Source organism: Spirosoma foliorum (assembly GCF_014117325.1).
Classification (GTDB): domain Bacteria; phylum Bacteroidota; class Bacteroidia; order Cytophagales; family Spirosomataceae; genus Spirosoma; species Spirosoma foliorum.
Map to the genome: position 1 here is coordinate 458972 of NZ_CP059732.1, position 12529 is coordinate 471500.

Consider the following 12529-nt stretch of genomic DNA (forward strand, 5'->3'; position numbering starts at 1 on the left):
TCTCAGTAACCGGGCTTTTGAAAATCAATCAATTACAAATTTTCGATGTGCGTGTCCAGATTCGTGAAGGCAATCTCGCCGTCGTCGTTCAACTCCATCAGAACGACCGAATCTTTTTTGACTTCGTTCGCCAGAATGGCTTTCGAGAGTTCATTGAGGACTCGGCGTTGCAACACTCGTTTCAGCGGACGGGCGCCAAAGACGGGGTCGAATCCTTCTTCACCGATTTTGCTCAAGGCTTCGTCGGTGGCATCGAGTTGGATGCCGTTTTCGGCCAGACGCTGTTTGATGCCCCGGAACTGAATGTCCACAATCTTACGAATGTTAGCTCTTGTCAGCGGTTCGAACATCACAATTTCATCGATCCGGTTGAGGAACTCAGGACGGATGGTTTGTTTCAACAACTCCATCACGGCCGATTTCGCTTCTTCCAGTACCAGCGAGTGATTCCAGCCTTCGTCTTCGGCAAATTTCTCCTGAATCAGATGGCTACCGATGTTCGAGGTCATGATGATGATCGTGTTCTTGAAATTGGCTACGCGACCTTTGTTATCGGTCAGGCGACCTTCATCGAGCACTTGCAACAAGATGTTCCAGACGTCGGGGTGCGCTTTTTCGATCTCGTCAAGCAACACAACGGAATATGGTTTCCGGCGAACAGCTTCAGTTAACTGACCGCCTTCGTCGTAGCCTACATAGCCCGGAGGGGCACCAATTAAGCGGCTCACTGCATGGCGTTCCTGGTACTCCGACATGTCGATCCGTACCATAGCGCTCTCATCGTTGAACAGATATTCGGCCAGTGTTCGGGCCACTTCGGTTTTACCAACCCCTGTGGTACCCAGGAAGATAAACGAACCGATGGGACGTTGGGGGTCTTGCATACCGGCCCGGCTCCGACGGACGGCATCGGCCACTACTTCAATGGCTTCGGCTTGTCCAGCTACACGTTTGCCTAGTTCTTTCTCCAGATTAAGCAGTTTCTCGCGGTCGCTTTGCAGCATTTTCGAGACCGGAATGCCCGTCCATTTTGCCACAACTTCGGCAATATCCTCAGCCGTAACTTCCTCCTGCATCATCCGGTCCGATGAACCTTTATCAGCCCCTTCTTCAGCCAGGCTATTCAGCTTTGTTTCAATTTCAGGAATGCGTCCGTACCGAATTTCGGCTACTTTACCATAGTCACCAGCGCGTTCGGCCTGGTCGGCTTCCAGACGCAATTTGTCGAGTTGCTCCTTCAATGTCCGACCTTCGTTGACCGATGCTTTTTCGGTTTCCCATCTGGCTTTCAGGTCGTTTCGTTGTTCACTCAGATCTTCGATCTGTTTGTTCAGTACGGTTTCCTTTTCTTTGTCGTTTTCGCGACGGATAGCTTCCCGTTCAATTTCCAACTGCATGATGCGCCTATTCAACTCATCGAGTTCTTCGGGAACCGAATCCATTTCCAACCGGAGTTTGGCGGCTGCCTCGTCCATTAAGTCAATGGCTTTATCGGGCAGAAAACGATCGGTGATATAGCGAGTCGAGAGTTCGACAGCAGCAATAACCGCGTCGTCCTTAATCCGAACACCGTGGTGGAGTTCGTATTTTTCTTTGATACCACGCAGGATCGAAATGGCATCGGCCATGTCAGGTTCATCGACTATAACAGCCTGGAACCGGCGTTCGAGCGCTTTATCTTTCTCAATGTATTTCTGATACTCTTTCAGCGTGGTGGCTCCAATCGTATGCAATTCGCCCCGCGACAGAGCAGGTTTCAGCAGGTTCGCGGCATCCATGGCACCTTCGCCACCAGCCCCTGCACCTACAAGGGTATGAATTTCGTCGATAAACAGGATAATCTGCCCGTCAGAATCAGTTACCTCCTTAATAACTGCTTTCAAACGTTCTTCGAACTCGCCTTTGTATTTGGCACCAGCAATGAGCAAGCCCATATCCAGCGAAACGATGGTTTTGCTTTTCAGGTTTTCAGGTACGTCGCCCGATACGATCCGTTGGGCCAGCCCTTCCACAATGGCAGTCTTACCAACGCCCGGCTCACCGAGCAGGATTGGATTGTTTTTGGTACGGCGGCTCAGAATCTGCAACACCCGACGAATTTCTTCATCGCGACCAATGACTGGGTCAATTTTGCCGGTACGAGCCCGCTCGTTGAGGTTAATACTGAATCGTTCTAAGGATTGATATTTCGCTTCTGCGTTTTGGTCTTTCACCGAATTTCCTTTTCTAAGTTCGTTGATAGCCGCTTTCGTTTGCTTCTCATTGAAACCGGCATCCTTCAATAACGTTGCAATTTGGTCTTTGCCCGCCATAAGTCCCAGCAACATTAGCTCAACGCTAACAAATTCGTCGCCGAACTCTTTGGTGTAATTGCTGGCTTTAGCCAGCGCTGCGGCTGAGTCGTTGCTTAAATAGACGCTTCCGTTACCGCCTGATACCTTTGGGTAAGTGGTCAGAATGGCTTCTAAAGCGGCACTGGTATTCTGTAAGTTGATGCTAGTCTTCTTAGCGATGAAACCAACTACATTTTCATCCTCCGACAGAATGGCCTGTAGCAAATGCCCTGTTTCAATACTTTGCTGGCCGTTGCCGAGGGCAATCTCCGATGCCTTCTGAACGACCTCTTGTGCTTTTATGGTGTAATTCTTAAAGTCCATGAGCGTTAGGAATGAATAATGGATAAGGTGCAATGAATAAAGTATAATGCCCTGCGGGAGTTAACCATAGTATGCATTGTCTCTTATCCATTAACAAATCACGGGCCGTAGTAGTTTTTCGGACATTTTGGCGGGGTTTGAATGCATTTGCGTCTACTTTAAGACAAAATGACAAGTAATGTGGATGGTTAAGAATTTAATGTCTTGATTATAGCTTAGCTCCGCTAGGAGCGACCTGTCAATAGAAACTAATTGCCCCTTACAATCGAAGCCCCGTTAGGGGCGACCTAGCTATTCTTAGGATTGGGGTCGCCCCTAACGGGGCTTTGATTGTGTGGAGTTATGGTCTTGCTATTGACCGATCACCCCATACGGGGTTATAAAAAGAGTTAATTCTCACTACTCGTAGAAATCGAAAATATATTTTGGTTCATAGGGCACTTCGAAACGCTTTAAAAATGTCAAATACTCTTCTCGGAAAGTTCGTTTTCTGTGATGTTCTTCCTGATTCAGTACATATTGAATCACATCTTTTACCTGCGATTGGCCATAGGTAAAAGCGCCATAACCTTCCTGCCAAGCAAACTTTTGAGACCATCCTTTCTCCTTAATGAAGCCTGATGAGGATGCCTTTACATCACGTACTAAATCGGATATGGTAAGCGTGGGCCCAAAACCAATGAATAAATGAGCATGATCAGGCATGCAATGGATGGCTAATAACTTAGCTCCGCGGTTTTGGACAATGGCGGTTATGTAGCTATGCAGGTCATTCTTGTGTTCACTGGAAATAAGATTTTGACGCCCTTTAACAGCAAAGACAATTTGGACATAAAGCTGGGTATAAGTGTTAGGCATAGTTCAAGGATTTATAATCCTTAGACGGTTGAGGTAAGCGAAAGCATCACAATTGTCCCTACTCAATTGTAAAGTCGATCATATTCAATAGCTAGCTCCGTTAGGAGCGACCTGTTAATAGAAACCAGTTGTGTTAAATTAGTTGAGCCCCGTTAGGGGCGACCCTAATCGTGTGAATAGTTCGGTCGCCCCTAACGGGGCTTTGATTGTGGGTGATTTGAGCGAGATTCTATTGACCGGCCACCCCTAACGGGGTTACATACAAAAAAACGCACCCTCACCATAGTCAGGATGCGCTTTGTAATGAATATAACGTCTATCAATCCAACCCTTCAGCTTCTATAGGCTTCATGCGCTCGCGGGCGATTTCGGCTTGATGGGGTTCTCTGGTTTCAACGGGACCTGCCAGTACTTCAGCTTCGGCATCGTACACAACAAAATTGTCGTAATCGTGGAATTTGCCTTTGGGGAGCCAGTAAGCCAGTAAAGCGGCATAAACCGTTGCTAGTGCACCGGCTGTCTGACCAACAATAGGCTCTTTCGACCACTGTCGACTGGCAATTCCGGCAAAGCCAGCTACGAATGGGAGCATGTACCAGGGGTCATTCAGCCGTCGGGCAATAAAATAACCTGCCAGTGCTGTGGTGGCCAGAATACCTGCCGATATTGGTTCATCTCGTTCCTCATCAGGTTTCCAGGCATTCAGCGTTAGTATCGTGTTGGGCGTACCCACAACGGTAGCGGCCGTGAGCCAGCCAGCATACAGGCTTACCGGAATGCGAAGGTATTTTTCGGGCGAAGGCACATCGGTTTTACCAATTTCCAGGCTCTGGTGTAATGCTAAAGCCGCTGGTAAATTAAACTTCGTAGTGAGGTCGGAAATGACAATGCTCCGTGGATCATTCTCCGAAAAGAACCGCCCGAAAATAGCGTTGAGCGACCAGCTGGCCCACCACCAGGGTAGTGCCTTTTCGTAACGCGGGTTGTGCTCCTGCGAAGGCAATGCCTGGTGCACTAGTAGGGCGGTCAGACCAGAGTAAATGGTAGACCACACAGCACCAAAGGCCCAGCCTGCCGGAACGATCATGTTCTTTTCGAACACTTGCTCATATTCTTCTGGCACATCGTATTCGTAGGCCAGTCCGCCTTTCTCGGCTTCTTTTCTGGCCTTACTTTCCTGCCGTGCCCGACTGCTCGATACGGTTGTGTAAATGATACTGCCAACGGCGAAGGCGGCTGTCGCAATTCGCCAGAATGAAGAGTTTTTCATACGATGTAATCAATTAGACGGCTACTTCCTCTTCCACATCTTCTGCTTTCGACACAACCTTCTCTGCTTTGGCCTTCGTGGTCTGGTAGGCATCAACTACCGAATCGACTACGGTATCCAATAGTGACGAGAACGTGTCAGACAATGTATCGCCCGCCGATTTCGCTTTGTACTTATACTTTGCCTTCGTGAAATCGCTTGTATTCTTGTAGCCAATTGTTAGGGCGATTCCGGCAATCACCGCAATACCGAAACCAATTCCCCAGGCTAATGAAATTTTAGGTTCGTTTTCGTCGGGCTCTGGTTTTTGCTTCATCTTATCGCGCATAACGGCCGCCAGGGTTTCCTGTGGCGCTACATAGGACAATACTTCGTACGATTTATTCTTAAATCCACCCGGAATAGCTTTGGACTTACCCGCCATAAGCGCATCGTAACCAGCTTTGGCAACCATAACCGGGTCTTGCACCTCGTCGGTTACTTTGGTATTCTCGGCACCCGCTTTAAAGAAGAAGTCGGTATCGGTGGCGTTTGGTAAAAGGGCCGTGATGGTTACGTGGGTATCTTTTACCTCGTTGATGAGCGACTGGGTGAAGTTGTAGACATACGCCTTCGTACCTGCATAAACGGCCATCAGTGGCGTAGGCGTGATGGACAGTAAAGATGCCAGATTTAGGATTTTTCCCTCATTACGCGCAAGCATATCGTACAGAAAGAGCTTCGTCATCTGCGTCAATGTCAGAACGTTGAGGTGAATCATCGCTTTCTCTCGTTCCCAATCTGTATCAGTCGCAAAGAGACCGTATAACCCTACGCCCGCATCGTTGACCAGCACATCGACGGCAAGACCTTTGGCTTTCACCTGATTGTAGACATCCTGTGCAGCGTCTTCAGTCGCCAGATCTTTACCAATGACTGTGATCTCCTGGGTTCCGTAGTTGCTTTTAAACACATCGGCTAACCGATCCAACTTATCGTCGCTTCGGGCCACCAATATTAAGTTATAGCCATCCTGAGCAAACAGTTTAGCGAGTTCCTGGCCAATGCCACTAGAGGCACCGGTGATCAGAGCAGTTTTTCCTGTTCCTGTGTTCATAACCGTTAGTTGTTCGTTACTACCCGTTATGAACTGTGACCGCCAGAAGTTGTTTTGAGAAAATAAATAGATTTCTAAATATGTCTAACTGAATTGGCGAAAAGAGCAGGTCATAAAAAAGCCATTCCTGCGCCCAGGAATGGCTTTTTTATGACTAAAATCTAGCGATGAAAACAGATACTTATTTTACAACTACTTTCAAATCAATCTTTTTGAGGGTTGGTTTCGGAATGCGGGAGGTATCTCCTTTAGCCACTCCTGTACCACGCCCAATGGCATCGATTCGCATAAAATTAATGCCCGACGCCATCAACTGCTGCTTGATCTGATTTACCCGTTTAAACGACAAACTTTTGTTAGTAAACTCGCCTGTAGCATCATTGGCGTACCCAACAAGTTGTATCTGTAGCTGAGGATACGTTTTCAGAATCGTTGCCAATTCATTGACAGTAGCCTGAGCGCCAGCCGTCATGGATAGCGAACCCGGTTGAAAGGTTATTCCGGTTAACGGAAATATGCGTCCTTTGGGTAAAGCCGCATTGCCGAGATAAGGAGCTAGTTGCTGCGTTAGCCCCCCTGTTGCAACTGCCGACGTAGCTGCAACTGGCGTGGTTGCCGCTGGGGCTGGTTTTGGTGCCGTTTTCGCTGTTGAATCTTTAGGAACAGCCAATGACCGCGCAACGGTATCCGTCTGAACCGTATCCGCCATTGATGTGACCTCTATCGCTTCTTCGCCGTTCGAATATTTTTGCGTGTTCTGGTACAGGTAATAACCACCCACAGCCAGGGCTACAGCGATTAAAGCACCAACACCCCACTTAGTTAAGGTTTCGTTTTCTGAGTCAGAGTCATCGGTAGGCTCGTAGCTAATGGTGGGGCGAGTAACTGTGGTTGTCGTTCGTCCCGACGGTTCGGCTGTGGTTCGACGAGCGGGCATGGCTAAGCCAGCTACCACCTGATGCAATCCTACTTTTTCGACGAGTTGGGGCATAAAGTCCTCTGGTACAGCATTAACAAACGCATCACGTTCGCTGAATAAGGAAGCTGCGAGTCCGTCGGCATCTAATTTCTGATCTTTAACCTGCTTACCCAGCACATGCAGTACGATCGTTGTTGTTAACCCTAATAGGCCAATGGACGATGAATTGCGAATACCGGCATAGCCCGAAATCATGCTGCCAATTGAGCTTTTCATGGCGGGTAACAGATGGCTGATCACATCATTCCCCTGCGTAATGAGTGTGTTCGTGAGGGCAGCATCTTTTAATACAGCCGGCAGATTTTCAGTCAGGCTGCCGTCATACCGTCCTTTCTGTATATGATTGTAGAGCTGATTAACGCCAATTTCGCTGGTTGTGCGTTTCATCAGTCCACCTATAATGGTATAGACAAGCCCGTTAACGGCTTTAGTGGTTTTTTCGGTGGGTTCGTCGATGTATGTGGCAATACGCGACAGAACGTCCGAGTTTAATACATTCGTTAGATTGGCAAATAAATTCATATAATCAACAGACTCAATCAGGCAGAAAATAGGTGCTTATCGCTTACATCACAACCAAAACCGGGTCTCTAAGCACCATCGAAGTTTACATTGGGGATAAAATTAGGCAAGGTTTAGCAAAGGTCGCGCATGCCAGAATAATAAAATACCGATTTATCGTTTAGGTAACCTTTCTATAACTTCCTGATATTCCGTCTCCACAGCCCGAAGCCGTTCCTGACAAAAGGTAATTAGGTCGGAAGCCAGCCTGATTTTGCCCGGTAATTCATCAAGCGGAACCTCGTCATTTTCTATTTCGTCGACCAGCGTAGTTAGTTGGTCATAAGCTTCCTGATAAGTCATTCTTTCTAGTAAGTTGTATAGTCGTACAGTTATGTGGTTGTAAAGTTTACAGGCCATTGCAGCTGCACTGATAGCCCAGTCTATAACTGTATGACTTTATAACTCTATAACTTTAATTCCAATGCTACCGTCGTGCATTTGCACCTGGAGCGTTTCATTGGGTTGAATTGTAGCCGTTTGGGTTAGTATCCGACCGTTGCGAAGCAATAAAGCGTATCCTCGGCGAAGCACGTTAGCAGGATCGAGGTGACGCAGCGTAACGGCTTTTTCGGCTAAGTCGGTATGACGTTCGCGAAAGTACGTTTGACTTACAAAGCGTAATCGTTCTGTTTCCCGATCTAAATTCTCCCGAGCCGTTTGCAGTGCTTCACGAGCAACCAGTCGTACGCGTTCGTGTAACTGGAGACAGGCTGCTTCAAATTGCCGATTGTGTTCAATCAAGAAAGCGGCTGCTTTGGTAGGCGTTTTCACGCTCTGGTGGCAAAGTAAATCGGTAATGCTCACGTTGCGCTCATGGCCAATGCCCGCCAGAATGGGAATCGGGAACCCGGCTACTGTTTCGCCCATCAAATACGTATCGAACGAACCGAAATCTAATTGCGAACCACCACCACGCACGATGACAACAGCATCATAAGGTACTTCACTCGTGCGAATGCGCTCTAACTGGCCACAAATTGCCTTTTCTGCCCCTTGTCCCTGTACTTGGGTCAAAAACTCATCGACTACAAAATCGTAGCCGAATGGATTTTGCGCCAGCTCGTGCCGAAAATCACGCCAGCCATCCGAATTTGGAGCCGTAATTAACGCCACTCGCTGGAAGACAACGGGCCGCGTCAACAACTGATTGGCTGTAATGTATTGTCCGGCTTCGACCCAGATAAGGTCGGGGTGATTCTTGACCAGTGAATCGAGAACCGCCTGCCGTTCTCGTTCCAGATTGCCCAGTGTATAGGATGGGTCAATTTTTAAAATTTCCAGGCGTAACCCATATACTGGACTAAAACTCACCGATACCAGTAGTAAGAGCTGGATATTGCGGGCGAAAGATACCCCAGTAGCCTGTTCAAAGGCACTGATTGTATGATAATTCCGTCGCCAGATACAGGCATCGAGTTTGGCTAAGGTTTCGCGTCCGGCAGATTCGCGTTCTACAAGCGTTAAAAAGCAATAGCCTCGATCTGGATAATTCTTAATATCGCTCGTTTCGGCCACGACCCACACAGCCTTCTGTCCGAAAGCTTCGTCAATGACGGCTTCGAGCGTAAACGCTAAATCAGAAAGGCGGATGGGAGACATATGGTAATGATAGAATGAGTGAATGATAGAATGAATGAATAGGTTTTGCGTCAGTTATTCATTCATTCTATCATTCACTCATTCAAAATTGATTAAAGTCCTTCAAACTGGCGGAGGAAACGGACGTCGTTTTCCGTGTATAGGCGCAGGTCATTTACCACGTATTTTAGCTGGGTGATTCGCTCAATGCCCATGCCAAAAGCAAAGCCTGTGTATTCTTCGGGGTCGATGCCGCAGTTAGCAATCACCTGTGGATCAACCATGCCCGATCCGGCAATTTCGACCCAACCCGAATGTTTACAGATGTTGCAACCCTTACCACCACAAATCTGACAGGAAATATCAATTTCTGCACTGGGTTCCGTAAACGGGAAGTAGGATGGACGGAAACGAATTTGGGTTCCGGGTTCGAACATCTCCTTTACGAAATGATAGAGCGTGTCTTTCAGGTCTTTGAATCCTACATTTCGATCAATGTAAATACCCTCAACCTGGTGGAACATACAGTGCGCCCGCGCCGAAATGGTTTCATTTCGATAAACCCGCCCCGGCATAATTGAGCGAATCGGTGGTTTCTGCCGTTCCATTAACCGGATCTGAACATTGGAGGTATGCGTCCGCAGCAGCATGTCGGCTGAAGTTTCGCCCGAGGTGGCTTTTTCGACAAAAAACGTGTCCTGCATATCGCGGGCCGGGTGATTGTCAGGGAAGTTGAGCGCCCCGAAGTTGTACCAATCCGACTCGATCTCGGGCCCATCGGCAACGTTAAACCCAATCCGTTCAAAAATCTGAATGATCCGTTGGCGGACCAGACTGAGTGGATGTTGCGTGCCCGTTAGATTCGGAATCGTAGGGAGAGTCAGATCGACAGGGGGAGCGCTATTGGCCGATGCCCGCTGTTCGTCAATAACTTGGCTGAAGCTGTCAAACCGCTCCTGAGCCAGGTTTTTCAGGCCATTCAGCTCTTGCCCAACCGCCCGACGATCAGCTTGTGGAACACTTTTGAGTTGTTCGAACAACTCCGTAATGACGCCTTTACGGCTGATAAACCGCATACGGAACTCCTCTAATTGTTCCGGCGATGTAATGTTATATTGATCAATCTCGAGGTGGAGATCTTTTACTTTATCCAACATACGCTACTCGTTTCGCTATTCGCTTTCACAAAGGTAGGCAAAACTGGGAAGAGCGTACGAATGAGTTGAAGAAGACTCTGAGTGAGTCAGACCAGTTCGCGTAAAAATCTGAAAAAAATATACTGGTACATGGAATTTTTCATTTATTGATTAATCGGTAAATTGGTGCTGACTATTAATTAGTTATGATAATATCTGTAATTATATGACTGCGATTTACTAAGTAGGACTGATTCTTGTAGATTGATTCCATAGAGAATGAGTGATAGCTAGTTAATTCGGCATTTAAATCTGCAAACTAATCGACTGACTATCAACTCATAACTACTACTAATCAATTATATAACCAGACGATTATGAACGCATTCGCTAACGACTCTATTTTCGACACACTGTCCATGCCTTTCCACAATAGTGTGGAAAAAATTGCCGATTCGACCTGTTTGCAGAAATTGCTCATTCCATTTTATGACCGCAAACGCACAGTATCTGTCGACGAAATTGTACGATTAGAAGGATGCGGTAACTATACCAAATTTTTTCTGAAAGATGGCACCAAAATGTTGGTATCCCGTACGCTAAAAGAATACGAAATTTTGCTTGATGGTCAGGCATTTGTTCGGGTCCATAAATCCTGCATTGTAAATCTTGGTTTTGTACGGAAGTTTTTTGTGAAGAAAGAAGGTGAACTTGAGTTGACTGATGGACAGCAAGTGAAAATATCACGTCGGCGTGCGCAAATGTTTATCGATCGTATTCGGACCTTTCAGCCTGTAGCTCTAAGCTAGTTGAATTAGCGGGGTTTTTCCGAAAACTATAGCGCAAATTCACAGCCTGCTTTACTACGTAGTTTTACGCAATAGGGTGGGTAAATCCACCCAAATAATACACAGATTTTATCTGTAACGACCTGATTAATAATTGGTTATCTCTGCATGGGAGCCCTTATTGATCAGGTCGTTTTTTTTTGAACCAGCATGCTTGAGGTAGCTTTGTTTCGCTAATCAGGAACTAAAAAACGAACCAAAACTACTCTCTACCATGGAAGCTAAACTATTTTCATCTGCCCAACCACTTTCCGTTGTCCCCCATTTTCCTTCTTCTTATCAGCGTAGTGCCCAACGCATTGCATTACCTTATCTGAATCGGACAATTTTTATTTCGGTGGATGATATTTTGTGTTTACAGGGAGAGGGGAATTATACGTTTTTGCACACCCGCGATCGGAAACGATTTTTAGTGTCAAAAACGCTTAAAGAATTTGAAAAAACATTAGATGGATCGATGTTTTTACGAATCCACAAATCATATATTGTCAATCTGGCTTACGTACAAAAAAGCATCTTTACACGGGATCGTCAGGTACGTTTAGCTGATGGCCGTGAAGTAGCCATATCTCGTCGTAGAATGAAAGATATCTCGTTCCAATTATCGCAATATTGGCAACGTCTATATAATTAAGAAGAGATTCCTTGGTGTGAATCAATTCTAAGATTTAACGGGTTAATTTGAAAGAAACAACCGTTGCTGCAAACTCCTTACAGGAGCGGACAGCAACGGTTTGTTTTTGTAAGGGATTGACTTACAACTAATTTTAGAACAGACGGTAAGCCAGGGTAATCTGCCAGGATTTCATGCCCTGACTGAATTTGGCACCGCTATCTTTAATTTCGGCAATATCAGAAATGTTGCCCTGATAGCGAACATCGAGTCCAAAAGAGCCAATATCCAGACCACCGCCTACCTGATAGCCATAATAAGCCTGCGCCCAGGCGTCATTTAAAGAGCCTTTGGTGTATTGATTAAGCGCATTGCCCAGACTCTGGTTATCATTGATTCGGAAGGAAGCTACCGGACCGGCTACTATGCGTATGGGGCCACCTTTAATCCCGAGGAGCAGCGGTACATCGAAGCTGGTTGTTTTTACGGTCGACGTCTCCGTTTGACCATTCCGAATCACACTAAACGAACCCGACCGGGTAGAATATAACAACTCGGGTTGTATGAATAGGTTACGCCCAAATCGCGCATATATTCCGAAGGACGTTCCCATTTTGCTGTCCAGACTGGCCTGTAAATTATTGCGGAACGTCTGACCATCAACACTGACGTTGGGCGAGCCGTTGGCGTTTGTTCCGGTAGAGACAAAATCGCCGAAGGTAAGCTTGGAGAGATTTATCCCTCCCTTAATACCAATCTGGAAGCCCTGAGCAAATGTGAACGCAGGCAAACAAATTAGGGAAGTAAAAAGCAGGATTTTTTTCATAGCTGGCTGTAAAATAATAGTACTGTTTGTTAAACGTGAATCGGGGTAATACGGTACAGAAAGTCAACTTATTTCGAGTAAACGGCGTTATAGTTAATGTATAG

Annotated in this window: 11 protein-coding genes; 2 read left to right on the forward strand and 9 right to left on the reverse strand. The window is 46.7% G+C overall.

Annotated features, from left to right (window positions below; translation table 11 throughout):
• Positions 1–32 precede the first annotated feature (32 nt).
• The 8 genes from clpB to pheS form a co-directional block, all read right to left on the reverse strand.
• Positions 33–2657 (reverse strand): ATP-dependent chaperone ClpB, encoded by a 2625-nt coding sequence (gene clpB, locus H3H32_RS01945; RefSeq protein WP_182460998.1) that lies wholly within the window; start codon positions 2655–2657, stop codon positions 33–35.
• A 399-nt stretch (positions 2658–3056) separates the two neighbouring features.
• A complete protein-coding gene (gene tnpA, locus H3H32_RS01950) occupies positions 3057–3515 on the reverse strand; it encodes an IS200/IS605 family transposase (RefSeq protein WP_182460999.1) in 459 nt (152 codons plus the stop codon).
• A 319-nt stretch (positions 3516–3834) separates the two neighbouring features.
• The gene (locus H3H32_RS01955; RefSeq protein ID WP_182461000.1) at positions 3835–4785 is read right to left on the reverse strand and encodes a TspO-related membrane protein; all 951 of its coding nucleotides are present in this window, start codon (positions 4783–4785) and stop codon (positions 3835–3837) included.
• A gap of 13 nt (positions 4786–4798) precedes the next feature.
• A complete protein-coding gene (locus tag H3H32_RS01960) occupies positions 4799–5881 on the reverse strand; it encodes an SDR family NAD(P)-dependent oxidoreductase (protein ID WP_182461001.1) in 1083 nt (360 codons plus the stop codon).
• Between the two features lie 181 nt (positions 5882–6062).
• Positions 6063–7382 carry a DUF937 domain-containing protein gene (locus tag H3H32_RS01965; RefSeq protein ID WP_182461002.1) on the reverse strand — a complete coding sequence of 440 codons (1320 nt, stop codon included), beginning with the start codon at positions 7380–7382 and terminating at the stop codon, positions 6063–6065.
• Positions 7383–7535: 153 nt separating this feature from the next.
• Positions 7536–7724 (reverse strand): exodeoxyribonuclease VII small subunit, encoded by a 189-nt coding sequence (gene xseB, locus H3H32_RS01970; protein ID WP_182461003.1) that lies wholly within the window; start codon positions 7722–7724, stop codon positions 7536–7538.
• 96 nt (positions 7725–7820) lie between these two features.
• Positions 7821–9023, reverse strand: coding sequence for an exodeoxyribonuclease VII large subunit (locus H3H32_RS01975; protein ID WP_182461004.1), 1203 nt, complete (start codon positions 9021–9023; stop codon positions 7821–7823).
• A gap of 92 nt (positions 9024–9115) precedes the next feature.
• Complete coding sequence (gene pheS / locus H3H32_RS01980; protein WP_182461005.1) at positions 9116–10159, reverse strand: phenylalanine--tRNA ligase subunit alpha; 1044 nt, start codon at positions 10157–10159, stop codon at positions 9116–9118.
• A gap of 356 nt (positions 10160–10515) precedes the next feature.
• Here pheS and H3H32_RS01985 point away from each other — a divergent pair, with 356 nt between their 5' ends.
• Entirely contained in the window at positions 10516–10947 is a 432-nt protein-coding gene (locus H3H32_RS01985; RefSeq protein ID WP_182461006.1) for a LytR/AlgR family response regulator transcription factor, read from the forward strand.
• A gap of 253 nt (positions 10948–11200) precedes the next feature.
• Positions 11201–11620, forward strand: coding sequence for a LytR/AlgR family response regulator transcription factor (locus tag H3H32_RS01990; protein ID WP_182461007.1), 420 nt, complete (start codon positions 11201–11203; stop codon positions 11618–11620).
• A 133-nt stretch (positions 11621–11753) separates the two neighbouring features.
• Here H3H32_RS01990 and H3H32_RS01995 read toward each other — a convergent pair whose 3' ends face one another.
• Positions 11754–12425, reverse strand: a complete 672-nt coding sequence (locus H3H32_RS01995; protein ID WP_182461008.1) for a porin family protein — start codon at positions 12423–12425, stop codon at positions 11754–11756.
• Positions 12426–12529 lie beyond the last annotated feature (104 nt).